The organism is Jeotgalibacillus alimentarius, assembly GCF_000829445.1.
GTDB lineage: Bacteria > Bacillota > Bacilli > Bacillales > Jeotgalibacillaceae > Jeotgalibacillus > Jeotgalibacillus alimentarius.
Genome location: NZ_JXRQ01000024.1, coordinates 17,345 through 35,546 on the forward strand (window position 1 = coordinate 17,345; position 18,202 = coordinate 35,546).

General features: G+C 43.8%; 21 protein-coding genes. 13 read left to right on the forward strand and 8 right to left on the reverse strand.

Annotated elements, in window-relative coordinates; all coding sequences use genetic code 11:
• Nucleotides 1-68 precede the first annotated feature (68 nt).
• Nucleotides 69-1,409, forward strand: a complete 1,341-nt coding sequence (locus KP77_RS12185; RefSeq protein WP_041123006.1) for a sodium-dependent transporter — start codon at nt 69-71, stop codon at nt 1,407-1,409.
• 49 nt (nt 1,410-1,458) lie between these two features.
• Here the strand turns inward: KP77_RS12185 and KP77_RS12190 are convergent, their stop codons facing one another.
• Nucleotides 1,459-1,719, reverse strand: a complete 261-nt coding sequence (locus tag KP77_RS12190) for a DUF1871 family protein (protein WP_041123007.1) — start codon at nt 1,717-1,719, stop codon at nt 1,459-1,461.
• A gap of 77 nt (nt 1,720-1,796) precedes the next feature.
• Between KP77_RS12190 and KP77_RS12195 the strand changes: the two genes are divergently transcribed.
• Complete coding sequence (locus tag KP77_RS12195) at nt 1,797-2,951, forward strand: MalY/PatB family protein (protein WP_041123008.1); 1,155 nt, start codon at nt 1,797-1,799, stop codon at nt 2,949-2,951.
• A gap of 253 nt (nt 2,952-3,204) precedes the next feature.
• Here KP77_RS12195 and KP77_RS12200 read toward each other — a convergent pair whose 3' ends face one another.
• Together KP77_RS12200 and KP77_RS12205 are read right to left on the reverse strand one after the other, a co-directional pair.
• Nucleotides 3,205-3,411 (reverse strand): hypothetical protein, encoded by a 207-nt coding sequence (locus tag KP77_RS12200; RefSeq protein ID WP_041123009.1) that lies wholly within the window; start codon nt 3,409-3,411, stop codon nt 3,205-3,207.
• 80 nt (nt 3,412-3,491) lie between these two features.
• Complete coding sequence (locus KP77_RS12205; protein WP_041123010.1) at nt 3,492-4,196, reverse strand: peptidylprolyl isomerase; 705 nt, start codon at nt 4,194-4,196, stop codon at nt 3,492-3,494.
• A gap of 90 nt (nt 4,197-4,286) precedes the next feature.
• On the opposite strand from KP77_RS12205, the gene KP77_RS12210 reads away from it, so the two are divergent.
• Nucleotides 4,287-4,667 carry a kinase-associated lipoprotein B gene (locus KP77_RS12210; RefSeq protein ID WP_041123011.1) on the forward strand — a complete coding sequence of 127 codons (381 nt, stop codon included), beginning with the start codon at nt 4,287-4,289 and terminating at the stop codon, nt 4,665-4,667.
• 30 nt (nt 4,668-4,697) lie between these two features.
• Here KP77_RS12210 and kapD read toward each other — a convergent pair whose 3' ends face one another.
• Entirely contained in the window at nt 4,698-5,312 is a 615-nt protein-coding gene (kapD, locus tag KP77_RS12215; protein ID WP_041123012.1) for a 3'-5' exonuclease KapD, read from the reverse strand.
• 197 nt (nt 5,313-5,509) lie between these two features.
• On the opposite strand from kapD, the gene KP77_RS12220 reads away from it, so the two are divergent.
• The 3 genes from KP77_RS12220 (at nt 5,510) to KP77_RS18155 (ending at nt 8,811) form a co-directional block, all read left to right on the forward strand.
• Nucleotides 5,510-6,703 carry an MFS transporter gene (locus tag KP77_RS12220; RefSeq protein WP_041123088.1) on the forward strand — a complete coding sequence of 398 codons (1,194 nt, stop codon included), beginning with the start codon at nt 5,510-5,512 and terminating at the stop codon, nt 6,701-6,703.
• 28 nt (nt 6,704-6,731) lie between these two features.
• Nucleotides 6,732-8,582, forward strand: a complete 1,851-nt coding sequence (locus KP77_RS12225; RefSeq protein ID WP_041123013.1) for a transglycosylase domain-containing protein — start codon at nt 6,732-6,734, stop codon at nt 8,580-8,582.
• 85 nt (nt 8,583-8,667) lie between these two features.
• Nucleotides 8,668-8,811: a hypothetical protein gene (locus KP77_RS18155; RefSeq protein WP_160289521.1), complete on the forward strand. Its 144-nt coding sequence runs from the start codon at nt 8,668-8,670 to the stop codon at nt 8,809-8,811.
• Nucleotides 8,812-8,963: 152 nt separating this feature from the next.
• Here the strand turns inward: KP77_RS18155 and KP77_RS12230 are convergent, their stop codons facing one another.
• Entirely contained in the window at nt 8,964-9,539 is a 576-nt protein-coding gene (locus KP77_RS12230; RefSeq protein WP_041123014.1) for a DUF5366 family protein, read from the reverse strand.
• 322 nt (nt 9,540-9,861) lie between these two features.
• On the opposite strand from KP77_RS12230, the gene KP77_RS12235 reads away from it, so the two are divergent.
• The 7 genes from KP77_RS12235 to mnhG are packed head-to-tail and all read left to right on the forward strand — an operon-like array spanning nt 9,862 to nt 15,638.
• Complete coding sequence (locus KP77_RS12235) at nt 9,862-12,270, forward strand: Na+/H+ antiporter subunit A (RefSeq protein WP_041123015.1); 2,409 nt, start codon at nt 9,862-9,864, stop codon at nt 12,268-12,270.
• Entirely contained in the window at nt 12,267-12,695 is a 429-nt protein-coding gene (locus KP77_RS12240) for a Na(+)/H(+) antiporter subunit B (protein WP_041123016.1), read from the forward strand. The genes KP77_RS12235 and KP77_RS12240 overlap by 4 nt, the downstream gene beginning before the upstream one ends.
• Entirely contained in the window at nt 12,695-13,036 is a 342-nt protein-coding gene (locus tag KP77_RS12245; protein ID WP_041123017.1) for a Na(+)/H(+) antiporter subunit C, read from the forward strand. Before KP77_RS12240 ends, KP77_RS12245 begins: the two co-directional genes overlap by 1 nt.
• Complete coding sequence (locus KP77_RS12250; protein ID WP_041123018.1) at nt 13,029-14,510, forward strand: Na+/H+ antiporter subunit D; 1,482 nt, start codon at nt 13,029-13,031, stop codon at nt 14,508-14,510. Before KP77_RS12245 ends, KP77_RS12250 begins: the two co-directional genes overlap by 8 nt.
• A gap of 6 nt (nt 14,511-14,516) precedes the next feature.
• Nucleotides 14,517-14,993, forward strand: coding sequence for a Na+/H+ antiporter subunit E (locus tag KP77_RS12255; RefSeq protein WP_041123019.1), 477 nt, complete (start codon nt 14,517-14,519; stop codon nt 14,991-14,993).
• The gene (locus KP77_RS12260; protein ID WP_041123020.1) at nt 14,993-15,277 is read left to right on the forward strand and encodes a Na(+)/H(+) antiporter subunit F1; all 285 of its coding nucleotides are present in this window, start codon (nt 14,993-14,995) and stop codon (nt 15,275-15,277) included. Before KP77_RS12255 ends, KP77_RS12260 begins: the two co-directional genes overlap by 1 nt.
• Nucleotides 15,261-15,638, forward strand: a complete 378-nt coding sequence (gene mnhG, locus KP77_RS12265) for a monovalent cation/H(+) antiporter subunit G (protein WP_041123021.1) — start codon at nt 15,261-15,263, stop codon at nt 15,636-15,638. The genes KP77_RS12260 and mnhG overlap by 17 nt, the downstream gene beginning before the upstream one ends.
• On the opposite strand, the gene KP77_RS12270 is transcribed toward mnhG, so the two are convergent.
• From KP77_RS12270 to KP77_RS12280, 3 genes are all read right to left on the reverse strand, one after another.
• Nucleotides 15,635-16,018, reverse strand: coding sequence for a DUF2188 domain-containing protein (locus KP77_RS12270; protein ID WP_041123022.1), 384 nt, complete (start codon nt 16,016-16,018; stop codon nt 15,635-15,637). The two genes, mnhG and KP77_RS12270, sit on opposite strands and share 4 nt — an antisense overlap.
• Nucleotides 16,019-16,199: 181 nt before the next feature.
• Nucleotides 16,200-16,589 carry a hotdog fold thioesterase gene (locus KP77_RS12275; RefSeq protein ID WP_041123023.1) on the reverse strand — a complete coding sequence of 130 codons (390 nt, stop codon included), beginning with the start codon at nt 16,587-16,589 and terminating at the stop codon, nt 16,200-16,202.
• A 275-nt stretch (nt 16,590-16,864) separates the two neighbouring features.
• Nucleotides 16,865-18,184: a Na+/H+ antiporter family protein gene (locus KP77_RS12280; protein ID WP_041123024.1), complete on the reverse strand. Its 1,320-nt coding sequence runs from the start codon at nt 18,182-18,184 to the stop codon at nt 16,865-16,867.
• Nucleotides 18,185-18,202: the final 18 nt, after the last annotated feature.

The following is an 18,202-nucleotide window of genomic DNA, read 5'->3' on the forward strand; positions in this document are numbered from 1 at the left end:
TCAAAAAGACTTTTCTCTACTCTCAGGATGTAGTAGCATTAACAAATCAAAAAGAAGAGGTGAAACGTATGAAGTCACAGCAATGGTCGTCAAAGATCGGGTTTATACTGGCAGCTGCCGGTTCAGCAATTGGTCTTGGGGCGATCTGGAAGTTCCCATATATGGCGGGTTCTAATGGCGGGAGTATTTTTCTGCTGTTTTTTATATTGTTTACAGTATTAATTGCAGGTCCGATTTTACTTGCTGAGTTTGTGATCGGCAGACGGGGAAAATCTGATGCGATTTCCACTTACCGAAAGCTTGCTCCTTCAAGCAAGTGGCCATTTGTAGGATACCTGGGTACAGCTGTTGCTATTATTATTCTTTCATTCTACAGCGTGGCGGGCGGATGGATATTATCTTATCTGTACCGGAGCGTGACCGGTAACCTGACCGGATTATCACAGGAAGAGTATGGCGGGCTGTTTGAGACGATTATTTCAAACCCTGTCGAAGTACTTGTCGCACAGGGGATCTTTATGATCCTGACGATTCTGGTCGTACAGACCGGAATTCAAAACGGAATCGAGCGTGCAAGTAAAATCATGATGCCTGCACTGCTAGTGATGTTTGTTATTCTTGCGATCAGATCACTGACGCTTGATGGCGCTTCAGAAGGACTTGAGTATTTATTTATTCCTGACTGGAGCTATATGACAAGTGAAACAATGCTGCTCGCGCTTGGCCAGTCATTCTTTGCATTGAGCGTCGGGGTATCTGTGATGGTTACTTATGCATCTTATCTGAAGGATGATGAAAACCTTGGACGATCCATGGGGTCAGTTGCAGTGCTGAACATCGTGATCTCGCTTCTTGCGGGAATCGTTATCTTCCCTGCAGTATTCGCTCTTGGATTTGAACCCGGAGAAGGACCTGGACTTGTATTCGTTGTGCTGCCTGCCGTGTTTAACGAGCTGGCATTTGGCGGACTGTTCATGTTTGTATTCCTGGTGCTGCTGTTATTCGCAACACTGACTTCGGCATTTTCTATTCTGGAAATCGTCACAGCATCATTTTCAAAAGGGCGTCCTGAAGCACGTAAAAAGTATGCATGGATTGCCGGCGTATTAATTTTTATTATCGGCCTTCCAAGTGCACTGTCGTTTGGCGTACTGACAGACGTTACGATTAATGGCATGCTGATATTTGATTTTGCAGACTATATTGCCAATAACTTCGGTCTGCCGCTCGGCGCATTACTGATCAGCCTGTTTGTCGGCTTCCGTCTGAAAAAAGAGGATGTATTCGGAGAGCTTGAAAAAGGGGCAAATGGTCCGGCGAAATGGATGCACGTATGGTATTTCCTGATTAAAATACTTGCACCAATCGCAATCATCGCAATCTTTTTACAGTCACTGGAGATTATTTAATGTAATAAAAACCCCTTTCACCCGGTAAGTTCCGGTGAAGGGGGTTTTGTTATGTCTGGCTGGTTGCGTCCATTTTTACTGCCAGCAGTTTATAGGAAACTTTAGTGCATTCCTGAAGCGGAATCCACTGGTCAAATGATTCCTCATAGATCGCCTGGATCTTCTTCGCCAGGTCACTCGGGTGATGCAGATCATGAACGGATTGAATCACGTCTTCAATCTCCCCGTCATATCCTTCTTCCCCGATATTAAAAGGATCCCACTCCTGCAGGATCATCACAAGCTTTAAATTCATTTCACGAATATCCATTTGCCCCACCTAATTGTTTTGAAAAATGCTGAATCTATCATACCATAGTATTGAGAAATAGAAAGGATGTGTTTCTGATGAGCATATTTGATCAGGAATTAAAACGTAAAGGAACGTACTCAGTGAAGTGGGATATGTTGAAGGATGTGTTCGGAACTGACGATCTGCTTCCGATGTGGGTCGCAGATATGGACTTCCTTCCTCCGGATGCCGTTTTACAGTCAATGAAAAAACGTCTTCAGGAACCGCCATTCGGCTATACATTTGTACCACCTGAAACTGCGCGGATTATCTCCAACTGGCTTGAAAAACGTCATAGCTGGAAAACCAGCGCCGCCTGGTACATGTATTCACCCGGCGTCGTCCCATCAATCGCTACAGCAGTCCGTGCTCTCACTGAAAAAGGGGATCAGGTGCTGACAATGACGCCAGCTTATCCGCCGTTTTTCAGCATGGTCGAACAAAATGAACGTGAGCTCGTGCTGACGCAGCTGATTGAGAAAAATAACCGCTATGAAATCGACTGGGATGATTTATCGGAAAAGCTTAAACATGTAAAAATGTTTCTGCTCTGCAGCCCACATAATCCTTCAGGAAGAATCTGGACTGAAGATGAGCTGAAAAAAATCTCTGATTTGTGTAACCAGGAAGGTGTATATCTTGTATCAGATGAGATCCACTCTGACCTTGTCTACCGCCATGCAAAACATGTACCTGCTGCATTAGCCGGTGACAATGCACCGCATATCGTCACATTTGTGGCACCGTCAAAAACATTTAACCTTGCCGGTATGCAGGCTTCAGCCATTATTGCATCTGATGAAGATGTTCGGAAAAAGCTGCAGGAGGATCAGGGAAAGCAGGGCTTCTTCACACTGTCAACATTCGGCATTACCGCAATGGAAGCTGCTTATTCAGACGGTGAAGAGTGGCTTGAACAGCTGATTGACTATCTTGAAGGTAACCTCGAGATCGTCCGTAAAGGCATTGGTGACATCGATGGCCTTTACCTGATGGAACCTGACAGCACTTATCTTTTATGGTTCGATGCACGTGAAAAAGGACTGAGCGAGGATGAAATGAAAGAAGCCCTTTATCAGAAGGCGAAGCTCGGTGTGGATACAGGTGAAAAATACGGTAAAGGCGGCGAAGGCTTTATCCGTATGAATATTGCCTCTCCACGTGCGATGGTTGAAGAAGGAATGGCGCGTTTGAAAAAGGCGTTTGGGTAGGTGATGGTGCGGACTGGTGATTGCCGCATTAAGGAGTGTTTTGGTCGTATCACTGCTGATAATGGTCGTATGTCACTCTGTAGTGGTCGCGTTAAGGCGATTAATGGTCATGTCACTCACCGGTATGGTCGTGTACCGGCCACCAGTGGTCGCATGACAGATTACAGTGGTCGCGTCCTTACCTTCGACGGTTGTACTGCAATACAAAAAAAGCCGGAACGCAGCAAACATGCTGCATTCCGGCCTTTTTCAATCAGGAATGAGTATCCTTACGATTCAGTATCTCTTCTTCAAGCTTTTTTGTTTCCTCCGCCTGACGCTTTGATACACGTACGATCCATTTATAAGTAAAATAAGTAAATAAAACAAATAGCAGCAACCACAATCCGGCTGGCAAGTACTCGGATTTATCTTCCGGGAAGTATAGGAAAAGTTGTAAGGTCAACCAATCAATTACCACCTGAGGACCTCCTTACATCTGTTGGATGTCTCAATTATAACAGCCGCCAGAATAGACTTCACGTGAACAATTCGTGTACGCTATTCTTCGATTGTGATTGATTCAATCACGATCTCTTCTTCTGGCTGATCGTTTACCGCTTCAGCAGTCGCAATCGCATCGACTACATCCATACCTTCGATCACCTGACCAAATACTGTATGGGCATTATCAAGCCATGGTGTTCCGCCGCGTTCCTGATAGATTTCAATTGTCTCTTCAGGAAAACCTGCTTCCTCCATTTGCGCAACCATATCTTCCGGAACTGTATCAGCCTGTACAATGAAGAATTGGCTTCCATTCGTATTAGGACCAGAGTTCGCCATTGACAGTGCGCCTCTCATATTAATCAGAGAAGGATCAAATTCATCTTCAAACGGTTCACCGTATATACTCTCCCCGCCTGCACCAGTACCTTCAGGATCACCGCCCTGAATCATGAAGTCCTCAATCACGCGGTGAAAAGTCAGTCCGTCATAATAGCCATCTTCCGCGTGAGTCATGAAGTTCTCAACCGCTTTAGGTGCCTGATCAGGGAATAATTTAAGTGTAATTGTTCCTTCAGATGTTTCCATCGTTGCAACCGGCTCATTGTCACCAGCCGCAGGATCTGTTTGCGGATACCCTTCAACGACCGTATATTCAGGTTCTGCGGCAGCATTTTCCTGCACATCTTCTTCCTCAGCTGAATTGCACGCAGAGAGTATCAATGTAAAAGATAATAATAATAGTGCTTTTAATTTCATAAAATCATCGCCTCCAACTAATACTTTAGTCTAATGAAAAGAAAAAATCATCATTTTACGTTAAACTTGTGTGAAAGGAGTGAAAAATTAATGAATCTTGTGAAAGCTTTTTATAAAACAGGTGCTTATATCGGGGAAGTGGATCAGGTACATACAGATGTTCAGGTTATAAAAATTAAGGGTGTGCTGAAGCATCCTGAACAGGGCGATCTTCATAATCCGAAACAGACAGAGGTTCCTTTTTTCCACGAAAGAAAGGCACTCGCTTTTAATGAACGGGCGAATATTCCTGCTTCCATGGTGAAGCCTTATGATGGAGAATTGATTGATTATAATGAAAGCCTGATTCAAGCAGTTCAGAAACTCGAGGAGAAGCTGAAGAGTGAGGAAACTGATTTCAACTCAAAATGCCTTGACGCCTTGAAGGGTGTAAAACGCGAGTATGAATTGATGTATAACCTGACATTTTGACGTAAAAAAGAACCCTTGATCGGGTTCTTTTTACTGGGCGAGAAACTCCCTGAGCGCTGAGAAATCCACGCGGTCACCAATTGTTGTTGATTCTGAACGATTCAGATATTTTTTGTCTTTTTCAACAAGCTGATAGATGTGATAGGTTGTCATCGCATCATCAAGCGCTTTATGATGTCTGCCGGTTCCGTCCTTCCCATATTCCTGAACGGCTTTCCAGAGTCCGGTCTGATTTCTGTCACCGAAAAAGCGTTTATACTCCATTGAAAGATCTACGAATTCACCCGAGAAAGGAAAAGGCAGTTTTGCAACCTGACAGTTATGCTTCAATACCTTCATATCCATATTGCCCCATGTAACAACTTTACAGTGGCCGGCATCATTATATTGCTTTAGTTTTTCAACAAGCATATGCAGGGGTATGCCTTTATCTACCTGCTGCTGGCTGATATTGAGGAAATTTTTGCATCGGCGGGTCAGGCGCTTGAATACTCTGGGCCTGACATAGCTCGAAAACTGCTCCTGCTTTCCCCTGTGCACGGCAAGCAGGCCAACCTCAATAATTTCAGGAAAAAAACCTTTGTGTCCCCTCCCCTCCGGCATAGAAAATTCGAAGTCGATAAATACGGTCACTTCCTCTGACATCACGTGATCCCTCCTTTGCATGCAACATGTGCACAAAATATTGGGTTTATTATACCATGCAATGGATAAATGTTTATAAAAAAGTCTGAATTTTCATACGACAATTTTTGTGACATGAAGTTGCAGGATGCACTATATCCTGTATAATTACTACGTTACACGAAATAAATCAACAATGATTGAAGAAGGTGTTTGAAATTACTGTCGAAAAGAAAAATCTGATCATTATGTGGGTCGCGAATTTTATGGTTGCGGCCAGCGCGACGATGATACTGCCTTTTCTATCTCTTTATATTGAAACAATGGGTAACTTTACAGATGAATATGTTCAGAAATGGTCAGGACTTGTGTTCGGGGTTACGTTTCTGACTGCGTTTTTTGTCTCTCCGATCTGGGGCAGATTCGGTGACCGCTTTGGTTATAAGCCGATTCTGATGATTACTGGATACGGAATTGCCTTCAGTATTTTTCTGATGGGATTCATTGATTCTGTTTTCGGGTTATTTATTTTAAGAATGTTCATGGGTGTAGTCACAGGATTTATTCCAACCTCCCTTGCCCTTATCTCCTCTCAGACGCCAAAGCATATTGCGGGCAGAACGCTCGGTACCCTCCAGATGGGTACTGTAACAGGAGGATTATTCGGTCCGATTCTTGGCGGGTTGATGGCTGATGCATTTGGATTCAGTTATACATTTATTATTACTGCTATTAGTATCTCTATTGCTGCGACCGTTGTAATGATCGGGATTACAGAAAAGAAGAAATCTGCCGATAAAAAGAATGAGAAGACTTATACAAGAAAAGAAGTGTTTCGTCATATTGTCAGTCAGCGGATGCTGTTGACAGTGATGGTGCTGTCGTTTCTTGTACAGATGGCGAACTTCAGCATTCAGCCGCTGCTCGCACTTTATGTGGGCGGCCTGACGAGCGCAGCAAATATTGCCTTTTTATCCGGGCTTGCATTTTCTGCAACCGGATTCGGTAATTTAATTGCTACGCGGGGCTGGGGGAAGCTTGGTGACTCAATCGGATATGAAAAAGTGTTAACAATCTTACTGATATTATCAGCTGCTTTTATTATTCCTCAGGCGCTTGTCACTGAGCTCTGGCAGCTTGTCATTTTAAGATTTATGTTCGGTATGGCGATCGGCGGGATTATTCCAAGTGTGACTGCATTTATCAGACACGCGGCCCCTGTATCCATGCAGGGTGAGGTGCTTGGCTATAACCAGAGCTTCAGATTTTTGGGGAATGTTGCAGGTCCCGCATTCGGCGGTCTGTTATCAGGATATATCGGAATTTCCTCCGTATTTTATGTCACGGGTTTCTTATTTTTAAGTGCCTTTGGACTCCTGTGGTGGAGCCGCCGCGTCCTGCCCGGATATTAGCAGATTCAAAGAAATGGAGAATTGCATTATGCGCATGACAATTGGCTTTACAGGTATACTGCTTCTGTTGCCGCTTTGCATTTACCTGTGGGTCGGAATGGATCAGGAAATGAAAACACAGGCTGCATTTCAGGAGGCTGTCTCTGACAAGGTTGATGTAAATAATATTGAAAAGAATGAGACCAGTTTCATTCTTGATAAAGATGGCAATCGCTTCGCTCAAGGCAGCAGCGGTGTCAGACTGTATGCAACGGACGAAGAGATCCCTCAATTTCTAAAAGATGTAACCGTCTATTCGGAGGATCAGAATTTTTATGATCATATCGGCTTTGATGCCGGTGCGATTATCCGGGCTGTTGTAAAAAACCTGGTCTTCACCCACATTCAACAGGGTGGAAGTACCATTACGCAGCAGCTCGCACGTAACCTTTACTTGTCACAGGATAAAACGTATAACCGGAAGATGACTGAGCTTTTTTATGCGAATGAGCTTGAGAAGAAAATGTCTAAAGATGAAATTCTTTCTGCTTACCTGAACATTATTTATTACAGTAATGGTGTATATGGCATTAAAGGTGCTGCCATGTATTATTTTAATAAAGATCTGACAGAGCTGACAAAAGCGGAAATGGCTTTCCTTGCAGCGATCCCGAATAATCCTTCAAAATATGATCCTTTCAGTAATTTTGATCAGGCAAAAGAGCGCCAGGAACGGCTGTTTGATATTTTAGTGCTTGAAAATATGATGAACGCTGAAGAAGCAGAGGCATTGAAAGCTGAAACGATTACGCTTCATCAGTATGAGAACAAGGATCTTTATCCGGATTATGCTGTGTACGCAGAGTATGAATTAAAACAGCTGATTGCAGAGCAGGAAGGGTTCAAAGACCGGCTGGACCGTGCTGAAAAATCTTCTGTTAAAGAGCAGATCTATCAGGAGCTTAACCAGCGGACAAATGAAGTGCTCGGTTCCGGGGTTATGATTCATACAGCCCTCGACCCTTCGCTTCAGCAGAAGACAGTTGATGCACTTAACCGTAATCTGCCTTATGAAGGTGTGGAAGGTGCTGCAGTGCTGATCAATAACAGTTCAAGGGAAATCGTTGGACTGTCCGGCGGGAAAAATTATCAGAAGTATAACTTTAACCGTGCATATCAGGCTGTAAGACAACCCGGCTCAGCGATTAAACCGCTGCTTGTATACGCACCCTATATCGAAACATTTCAGCCATTTTTAACTCAGACTGTTAACGGAGGCAGTCTATGTATTCAAAACTACTGCCCTGAAAATTATGGTGGTGTGGAATACGGAGATGTCTCCCTATCCAGAGCATTTTTACTGTCACTGAATACACCTGCTGTAAGACTGTTGAATGAAACAGGTATTGAAAACTCTTTTAAATATCTGAATGCATTTGAATTTTCCAATCTTCAGCCCGGTGATCAGACACTCGCAGCTGCTACCGGTGGCTTCACATATGGAATGTCTCCGCTTGAGCTGACAGATGCTTATACGAGTTTTATAGACGGCAGTTACAAACCTGCACGTGCGATCAGAATGGTCACAGATACAAGCGGCAACGTACTATATCAGTGGGAAGACAAACAGATTCCCGTCTGGTCGGAACAGACTACCGTTAAAATGAGAGAACTTCTGAACACTGCAGCAGTATCAGGTACCGGCAGTCCTGCCTACCTGAATAAGCCCTATATCGGAATTAAAACCGGTACGACGAACGAATGGGCTGATTACTGGACAGTTGGTCTTACCGATCAATATACAGCTGGCGTATGGGTTGGGCATGACCTTCCTGAGAGTATGCTCAGTATTGAAACCAACCGCCCTGCCCATCTGATCTGGAAAGATATGATGCGATAATAATGATTGCAAAACCCCTCTGATGCTCTGTGTCAGAGGGGTTTTTGTGTGGTGTCGAATAACTTATGCAGGGAAGAAAAGGGTGATGGAATTAAGCAGTGTAGTGATGGAAATAAAGATTCCGCTGACGGAATTCAATGAAACACTGAGGGGAATACGCCGTCCAGACATTCGGCTGATAGGAAAAGTTGAGGATTTGATGGATATGATTCAGCCATTGATGGAATAAATTGAATCTCTGAAGGAAATGTTCATTCAATTGATGGAATCTTCCTCACGCCCCTTCCCCGCCGCATTATGCGTCACACCACACGTGCAATTCCCCGCTCCCCCTTAATAAAAAAACACCCCTGATATCATTATCAGGGGCATTGCAACCTTCTATGAAGGCAGCTGCTCAAGAATCGGCAGACTTGCCAGCAGACCGTTATACAGCCTGATCACTACATAAAGAACAGTCGAGATCAGCGCCGCCCAGACGGTAATTTCAAACAGGATAACACCCACTGTGCCCCCTGCCGACAACGTTGTACTGACTTTCAACACAAAATACACAAAGTACACACACGACGTCACAACAAAAATCAGCAGCAGTCCTCTCAGAGAAGACAGGCTGATAATTGTCACAAGTGATCCGAAGAAATAAATCAGTGACCCTGAGCGTACCCGTGTAAGCGCCTCTCCTTCTTTATCCCTTGAAAAAAACAGCAGCGATACTTCATTCACCGTTTCTGCAATCAGCTTCAGCGCTGCAAATATCATAAAGAAGACGATCATTAATACGATCAAAATGAAAATTTTCAGTTCAAGGTCTGAAAGAAACTCCCTCATCCCGGCGTAAATGCCAATCCCCCGAAATAGTTCTGTCAGTACCCCTACAAAGTAAACTGAAAATGAAAGGCTGAACATTAATATTGAAAATAAAGGAAGGTATCCTGTTAAGTAAGTGTTTTTCATCTGTGACTCTCCCGGCAATTAATCTATTCACATCATAATCTTTTCCGGTCGTTTTTTAAAGGAAATTCCAGAAGATTCTAGATTTCCCCTCCACAATTCGACACGATTTCTTAAAAATTTTATGTCCGCCGACCGCTTTCTTCCTATTTAACAGATGAAGTCAAAGCCTTTTATACAAGTGATTCCATTATGCATATGGCATACATTTGCGTTATACTTACTGTTATACGAAATAAAAAAAGGTACACATCACCAGGGACTTCCGTGTAAGGCGAGAGTCCTTATTTAAATGTGTGACAGAGAATGTTAGGAGGGATCTTCATTGTCGCTGCTTCACTTAGCCATCTTACTGCCCTTCATTGCGGCGGTAATCGTCCCTTTTTTATTTAAGGGATTCCGTTCTATTCATACGGGATGGTTCGTTTTGCTCGTTCCGCTGGCACTGTTTATTTACTTTATTCAGTACATGCCGGTAACAAGCAGCGGACAAACAGTTTCAAAAACTTTCGAGTGGATTCCATCACTGGGAATTAACTTTACCGCTTATGTGGATGGACTGGGTCTATTATTCGCCCTGCTGATTACAGGTATTGGATCACTTGTGGTTCTATACTCCATTTACTATCTGGCAAAGGAAAAAGAAGCACTTCATAATTTCTACGTGTATTTACTCATGTTCATGGGTGCAATGCTTGGGGTTGTCTTATCTGACAACTTGATTGTGCTCTACATGTTCTGGGAATTTACATCTATATCATCATTCCTGTTAATCGGGTATTGGTATGATAAAGAACGTTCACGCTATGGTGCTCAGAAATCTATGCTGATTACCGTTTTTGGTGGACTTTCAATGCTTGGTGGTATCGTACTGCTGTACATAATGGGCGGTACTTTCAGCATTCGTGAATTAATCGGCATGTCAGGAGAGCTGATGGCAGATCCATTATTCCTTTTTGCGATGATTCTGATCTTACTTGGTGCATTCACTAAGTCAGCACAGTTTCCATTCCACGTCTGGCTGCCGGATGCAATGGAAGCTCCGACACCGGTTTCTGCATACCTTCACTCTGCAACAATGGTTAAAGCGGGTATTTATCTTGTAGCCCGCATGAGTCCTGTCTTTGCAGAATCTGGCGTCTGGCTATGGCTGGTTGCCGGATTTGGTATCTTCACTTTATTCTGGGGATCCTTTAATGCAGTAAAACAGACTGACCTGAAGGGAATACTTGCCTTTTCAACTGTCAGTCAGCTCGGTCTGATCATGTCCTTACTTGGGCTTGGAGCAGCTGCACTGCACTTTGATACGCTTGACGAAAATATGTATATGACAGCAACCATTGCTGCTGTTTTCCATTTGATTAATCACGCTACCTTCAAAGGAAGTCTTTTCATGATGGCAGGTATTGTCGATCATGAAACAGGTACACGTGATATCAGAAAACTCGGCGGATTAGTCAATCTGATGCCGATCACATTTACTATTGCGATTATTGGTTCATTCTCGATGGCAGGACTTCCACCATTTAACGGATTCCTGAGTAAGGAAATGTTCCTGACAGGTATGATTTCAGTCTTTGAACTTGATCTGTTCAATCTGAATACTTGGGGCATTCTGTTCCCTGTTCTTGCCTGGATCGCGAGTGTATTTACATTCATCTACAGTATTATGCTTGTATTTAAAACGTTCTTAGGAAAGCCTCAGTTTGATAAGCTTCCTAAAAAACCGCATGAAGCACCTATCGGGATGCTGATTTCACCACTGGTCCTTGTGACACTGGTTGTCGTTTTCGGTTTCTTCCCGAATCTGCTTTCTAACACAATGATTAAGCCCGCTGTAGAGGCTATTCTTCCAAGTCTGCCGGCTGCAGGTCAGGAAGTATATGTGGATATTTACTTCTGGCACGGCTTTACACCTGAGTTATTTATGACACTTGGTATTATCCTGACAGGTACGCTGATGTATGCCACGCTTGCAAAATGGCAGGGTGTCTATAACCGGATTCCTGAGCGGTTTACGATTAACGGCTTTTATGACCGTGGACTTGACGGGAGTGAATCAGGCAGCTTTAAACTGAATGAATTCTTCATGACCGGCTATATGAGGTCATACCTGATTTACATTTTCGCCTTTTTTGTGGCTATTCTGTTATCCACACTTACCGTAAGTGATGCATTCGTGATCGATACATCAAACCTTGCAGAAATCAGAATCTATGAAGTTGTGCTTGCCATTGTCTTAATTGCAGGTGCCATTACGATTCTTTTCGCAAAATCACGTCTGACATCTATCGTGCTGCTTGGCGTTGTTGGTTACTCTGTTGCTTTGTTCTTTGTATTCTTCAGAGCACCGGACCTTGCATTGACACAGCTTGTCATTGAAACAGTTTCAGTTGCACTGTTCCTGTTATGTTTCTATCATCTGCCTGAGATCAGCAGAAAAGAAGAACGTATGAAATTTAAAATGGGGAATGCCGTCATTTCCATTCTGGTTGGATTAACGGTGACACTCATTGGTATTGCTTCATTCAGCAATAGTCAGTCATTTGAATCCATTTCCCAGTATCACATTGATAATGTGTATGAACTGGCTGCAGGCGGAAACATGGTTAATGTTATTCTCGTTGACTTCCGTGGCTTTGATACACTGTTTGAGATCTGCGTACTTGGAATTGCTGCACTTGGTATTTATGCAATGGTTAATTTCCGTGGCGTCAGGAGGGAGAAAAGATGAAGAATAAACCGAATGATCTGATCCTCCAGACCGTTACAACAATGATATCTTTTATCATTATTTTATTCTCTATCCACCTTTTCTTCGCCGGCCACTATACACCCGGCGGAGGATTTATTGGAGGATTAATGACAGCTGCAGCGCTTGTTCTGCTGCTGCTTGCTTATGATATTAAAACGCTGAACACAATTCTGCCGTTTAATTTCCGTATGATGACAGCTGCCGGTCTGTTAATTGCTGTATTAACCGGTGCTGGTGCATTGTTATTTAATCAGCCGTTTCTCACACACGCATACGACTATTTCGAGCTGCCGCTGTTAGGCGAGACTTCACTACACACAGCTGTATTGTTTGATATCGGTGTGTATCTGGTCGTAATCGGTGTAACAATGACCATTATTCAGACGATAGGGGAGAGTGAATAATGGAAATCTTAATGTCTATCGTTGTAGGAATTTTATTTATGTCTGCCGTGTATCTGATCTTGTCAAAAAGCCTGCTGCGCGTCATTATCGGCACTGCCCTTCTCAGTCACGGTGCCCACCTTCTGCTTTTAACAATGAGTGGATTGAAAACGGGTGCTGCGCCGGTTTTAACTGACGGTGTAGAATCATACACTGACCCGCTGCCACAGGCACTTGTTCTGACAGCAATCGTTATCAGCTTCGGGGTTACGGCATTTTTCCTGGTACTTGCCTACCGGGCTTATCAGGAACTTGGAACAGATAATATGGAAGAAATGAAAGGGAATGAATCAAATGATTAACTTACCGTTACTGCCCATTCTCATTCCGCTTTTATCTGCTGTACTATTAATGTTCTTCCCGAAGCGAATTAAAGCTCAGCGCATCATTGCAATGGCCGGAATTACCGGAACCATTATTGCTGCGATTGTGCTTACAGCAGAAGTAAAGGCAAATGGGATTCAGACTCTAAATTTAGGAAGCTGGCCTGCACCATACGGAATTCCGCTGGTGTCAGATATGCTTTCAGTTCTACTGGTGTTAACATCTAGTATCCTGACGTTTTTTGTTGTGTGGTATGCGATGATTTATATGGATGAATCTTATGAGAGATTCTTCTTCTATATTGGCGTCATGTTCCTGTTAACAGGAATCAACGGCGCATTTACGACAGGTGATATTTTTAACCTGTTTGTATTCTTTGAAGTATTCCTGATTGCTTCCTACCTGCTGATTGTGTTGGGCGGTAAAAAAGGACAGCTCAGAGAATCAATTAAATACCTGCTGATCAACGTCATTTCTTCAGCATTGTTTGTAACAGCAGTTGCTTATCTGTATTCAGTTGTAGGTACGCTGAATATGGCAGATGTTTCACAGCGTATTGATGAGCTTGGAAGCCCGGGTATCATTACAGTGATTGCGATTTTCTTCTTAATCGTCTTCGGGTTAAAAGGAGCAATCTTTCCGCTGTACTTCTGGCTGCCTGGTTCTTACAGTGCACCACCGATTCCAATTCTTGCACTGTTCGGTGCGTTATTGACTAAAGTCGGCGTATATTCAATTATGAGAACCTATACGCTATTCTTTTATCATGATCAGGGATATACCCATGAGATCCTGGCCGTCCTGGCATTATTAAGTATTATTGTCGGGGTAATCGGAGCGATTGCATACAGAAATGTGAAAACGATTATTATCTATAACATCGTCATTGCAGTCGGCGTCATTCTATACGGCGTTGCAGCAATGACACCGGCAGCACTTGAAGGTGCCGTGTTCTATCTGCTGCATGATATGGTTATTAAAGCAGCTCTGTTCCTGCTTGTCGGTATTATGATCGCTATTGCCGGAGCAAGCCATCTGAATAAGATGGGCGGTATGATCAGGGATTATCCGCGTATCGGCTGGACTTACTTTGTCGCAGCACTTGCACTGGCTGGTATTCCGCCGCTGAGCGGATTCGTTGGAAAGCTGCTGATTGTACAGGGTGGCTTTGAGACTGGAGATATGGTCGGTCCATTACTAGTCCTCTTATCAAGTCTGATGGTCCTGTACTCAGCAATGAAGATCTTTATGAATGGCTTCTGGGGAACGCCAAAAGAGTATCACGGAGCAAAAGCTCACCTTGCAAACCGCCTGTGGGTGCCTGCTGCAGCATTAGTCCTGATTGCCATCGCATATGGCGTGGGCTCTGAAGCAGTATATCCTTTTATCCAGATGGCGGTAGAACCACTCATCGATCCTGCAGTCTATATTGAAGCAGTGTTAAAGGAGTAATGTGATATGCCATTTCAAATTCTATTAAATTTCTTTTTAGCGTTCCTCTGGATGTTTTTAAGCAGTTCATTCAGTGTATCGAGCTTTATTATCGGGTACTTTCTTGGCATTGTTGTGATCTTTGCCATGAGACGCTTCTTCCAGTCGAGACTCTATCTATTCAGAATATGGGCGATCATCAAGTTAACGCTTCTCTTTACGTATGAGCTGATCAAGGCGAATATTGAAGTGCTTGTGATTGTCCTCAGACCCAAGATGAATCTGGAGCCCGGAATATTTAAATATGAAACAAAGCTTGAGCACGGGTGGGAAGTGACCCTTCTTTCCCTGCTCATTACACTTACGCCAGGGACGCTGGTCGTAGATGTAAGTGATGATAACGGAACACTTTATATTCATGCACTGAACGCCTCTGATATTAAAGGAAATGTAACATCGATTCGGGAAGGCTTTGAAAAAGCCATTATGGAGGTGAGCCGATAATGCTGAATATGAGTGTCTATATTGCACTTGTCGCGTTTGCCCTTGCCATGATCGGGATTGTATACCGTGCGATTAAAGGCCCGTCTACTGCGGACCGGGTAGTGGCGCTTGATTCACTGGGTATCAGCCTGATTGCCGTGACTGCACTGTTTTCAATCCTGCTACGCAGCAGCGTGTTTCTTGAAGTCATCCTGCTGCTTGGTATTCTTGCCTTTATCGGAACAGTGGCCTTCTCAAAATATATCGAGAAAGGAGCGATTGTAGACCGTGATCGACACAAGTGAGTACATTATTGCTGCATTTATTTTAATCGGTGCCTTCTTTGGCGTCGTAACAGCGATCGGACTGATCCGGTTACCTGATCTCTACACACGTACACACGCTGCTTCAAAGAGCGCAACACTCGGCGTTATGTCTGTACTGATCGGCGCGCTCCTCTTCTTTTTAACAGAGGAAGGTCTCTTCAATTCACGGATCGTGCTCGGAATCTTTTTCGTATTAATTACTGCTCCTGTCGGCGGACACCTGATTGCGCGTGCAGCCTATAATTCAGGCGTGAAGCTTGCACCGGAAACCGTTCAGGACGATCTTGCCAAAAAAGAACAGTATGAAGCTAAGAAAAAGAAAAACTCATCCAGGGATTAATTCCCGGATGAGTTTTTTGATTCATATAATGTCTGATCGAACGAACCATCTTCTTTGTAAACCTCAAGCTGACCGCCATGATCAGTCACATAAGACTTTGCCTTTTCTTCAAGATCGTTTTTTGTATCCTCTACATAAATCGCTTTATCAGATCCCTTTTTAATGAGCTGCCATCCATCATCATGCTTTTTTATCTGATACGTATCCTGATCATCCTTTTGGACGGCCTGCTTTGCTTTATCTGTTGCAATCGCAATGACGCGGCTTTCATCATAATCCTGTTCTCTTAACAATGCATTTCCAATCTCAATTGCTTTATTTCTGACATCCGGGTCGAGATTGTTCCAGGAGTCCGGATAATCGTTTTTATTCCAAGGCATGTTCATTCCTCCTTAAGTAAAAGTGTAAGGCGCTTGATCAGCTCTGACAGGCATAAGACGCAGAATGAAAAAGGGCGACCTTTCCCCTTTATCGTTCAATGGCTTATGACTCGAGCAGCTAGCGCCTTAAGCTAGATAAAGTGTTTGTTCATTCTTTTCCACGTAAGGAAGGAATTAAACACTATTTCCGTTTCGGCACGACTGCTACAGTACACCGTGAAATGCAGATTAATTCGTTCTCTTCATCAACAATTTTAATTTCCCACACCATCGTTGTTTTTCCTTTATGTATGATCTCAGCAATACCTGTCACTATTCCTTCTTTTTTCGCTTTAATATGATTCGCATTTATCTCAAGGCCAAAGCAGCTGTATTCATTCAAATCCACCATCGCTGCTGATCCTACGCTTGCTACCGTTTCAGCGAGTGCGACTGATGCCCCTCCATGTAAAAAGCCAAACGGCTGATGCGTACGCCCATCAACCGGCATCTCACCGATAGCTTTCCCCTTTTCCACGCTGATCATGTTAATCCCGAGTGAATCCATTAATGTTTCTCTATTCCATTCCATTTTCTCTCCCCCTTTTTTCTATCTTCTCTCAGTAGGGGTGGGTTGGCAAGGGTTTGGTATTCAGGTGGTGTGAGGTGCTGGGCGTGTTCGGCGGAAAAACCGTGATGTTCGATGGGAAATGTGGTGTGTTCGGCGGGAAATATGGCTTGTTCGACATTTAAGAGGTGCTGTTCAACACTTATACGCTGATGTTCGCCACTTAGTAACTTTGGACCTATCTATCCACCATATCATATAAAAAAAGCTCTGACACAAAGTCAGAGCCCCATACAACCTTATAAAACCAGCGCCGCGATCCAGCCAAACAGCACAAGTGGAATATTGTAGTGTACGAATGTCGGCACACATGTATCCCAAATGTGATTATGCTGGCCGTCTGCATTCAGCCCGGCTGTCGGTCCAAGCGTACTGTCAGACGCCGGTGATCCTGCGTCACCAAGTGCGCCGGCCGTACCGATCAATGCGACTGTTGCAAGCGGACTGAAGCCGAGTTCAAGTGATAGCGGAACGAAAAGGACCGCTATAATCGGGATCGTCGCGAATGAAGAGCCGATTCCCATTGTCACAACCAGACCAACAATCAGCATTAATAAAGCACCGACTGCTTTATTATCGCCAATTAAGTCTGCTGCGCTATTAACAAGACTTTCAACAGCACCGGTTTCTGTCATTACGGCAGCAAATCCATTTGCTGAGATCATGACGAAGCCGATAAATGCCATCATTTTCATTCCGTCAGTCATCAGCTGGTCCTGGTCTCTCAGCTTCACTGTACCTGTTACAAACAATACGGCAAGACCAATTACTGCACTGAAGACCATTGACTGGAAGACTGACTGCACAACGAGTGCTGCGATAATCGCAATGATTGTAACGATCAGATCTTTTGTCGTGATTGTTTTAGCGTCTCCATCCTGAAGTGACACTTTACGGTTTTCATATTCACGCGGCTTACGATAGCTGATGAAGATTGCTACGAGCAGCCCCAGTACCATCCCTGCAGTCGGGATCAGCATGGCTGTCGGGATGACGTTCATATCGATCGTTAATCCACTTAGTTCCATATTGGTTGCAATCGTATCATGGAAGATCTGGCCGAATCCGTACGGTAGAAGAATATAAGGTGCCGTCAAACCGAATGTAATAATTGTCGCAATGAGTCTGCGGTCAATACCAAGTTCATTCATCACAAGCAGTAGCGGTGGAATAAGCAGCGGAATAAATGCAATATGCACCGGCACAATATTTTGAGACATAATAGAAATAGATAAAATGGCAAGAATGATCAATACCTTAGGCAGCGCTGTTGCTCTCGGCTCCCCTTCCCGGCTTACAGCTGCAACGATTTTATCAACCATCAGCTTTGGCAGCCCTGTATAGGAAATCGCAACGGCAAATCCACCTAACAGTGCATAACTGAGCGCAATATTCGCACCTCCGCCAACACCTTCAGAAAACACAGCGACTGTATCTTCAACAGACAAACCACCGATCAGGCCGCCGACTGCAGCACCAATAATCAGTGCAGCGACAACATTGACTCTGATCAGACTTAAGATCAGCATAATGATTACAGCAATGACAACAGCATTCATATATTGTAACTCCTTTTC

Bases quoted from the DNA above. Each gene is read 5' to 3' on its own strand.
- KP77_RS12185 (WP_041123006.1), top strand. From the start codon at position 69: ATGAAGTCACAGCAATGGTCGTCAAAGATCGGGTTTATACTGGCAGCT.
- KP77_RS12190 (WP_041123007.1), bottom strand. From the start codon at position 1,719: ATGGATATTCGTGAAATGAATTTAAAGCTTGTGATGATCCTGCAGGAG.
- KP77_RS12195 (WP_041123008.1), top strand. From the start codon at position 1,797: ATGAGCATATTTGATCAGGAATTAAAACGTAAAGGAACGTACTCAGTG.
- KP77_RS12205 (WP_041123010.1), bottom strand. From the start codon at position 4,196: ATGAAATTAAAAGCACTATTATTATTATCTTTTACATTGATACTCTCT.
- KP77_RS12210 (WP_041123011.1), top strand. From the start codon at position 4,287: ATGAATCTTGTGAAAGCTTTTTATAAAACAGGTGCTTATATCGGGGAA.
- kapD (WP_041123012.1), bottom strand. From the start codon at position 5,312: ATGTCAGAGGAAGTGACCGTATTTATCGACTTCGAATTTTCTATGCCG.
- KP77_RS12225 (WP_041123013.1), top strand. From the start codon at position 6,732: ATGCGCATGACAATTGGCTTTACAGGTATACTGCTTCTGTTGCCGCTT.
- KP77_RS18155 (WP_160289521.1), top strand. From the start codon at position 8,668: ATGGAATTAAGCAGTGTAGTGATGGAAATAAAGATTCCGCTGACGGAA.
- KP77_RS12230 (WP_041123014.1), bottom strand. From the start codon at position 9,539: ATGAAAAACACTTACTTAACAGGATACCTTCCTTTATTTTCAATATTA.
- KP77_RS12240 (WP_041123016.1), top strand. From the start codon at position 12,267: ATGAAGAATAAACCGAATGATCTGATCCTCCAGACCGTTACAACAATG.
- KP77_RS12245 (WP_041123017.1), top strand. From the start codon at position 12,695: ATGGAAATCTTAATGTCTATCGTTGTAGGAATTTTATTTATGTCTGCC.
- KP77_RS12250 (WP_041123018.1), top strand. From the start codon at position 13,029: ATGATTAACTTACCGTTACTGCCCATTCTCATTCCGCTTTTATCTGCT.
- KP77_RS12255 (WP_041123019.1), top strand. From the start codon at position 14,517: ATGCCATTTCAAATTCTATTAAATTTCTTTTTAGCGTTCCTCTGGATG.
- KP77_RS12260 (WP_041123020.1), top strand. From the start codon at position 14,993: ATGCTGAATATGAGTGTCTATATTGCACTTGTCGCGTTTGCCCTTGCC.
- KP77_RS12270 (WP_041123022.1), bottom strand. From the start codon at position 16,018: ATGCCTTGGAATAAAAACGATTATCCGGACTCCTGGAACAATCTCGAC.
- KP77_RS12275 (WP_041123023.1), bottom strand. From the start codon at position 16,589: ATGGAATGGAATAGAGAAACATTAATGGATTCACTCGGGATTAACATG.
- KP77_RS12280 (WP_041123024.1), bottom strand. From the start codon at position 18,184: ATGAATGCTGTTGTCATTGCTGTAATCATTATGCTGATCTTAAGTCTG.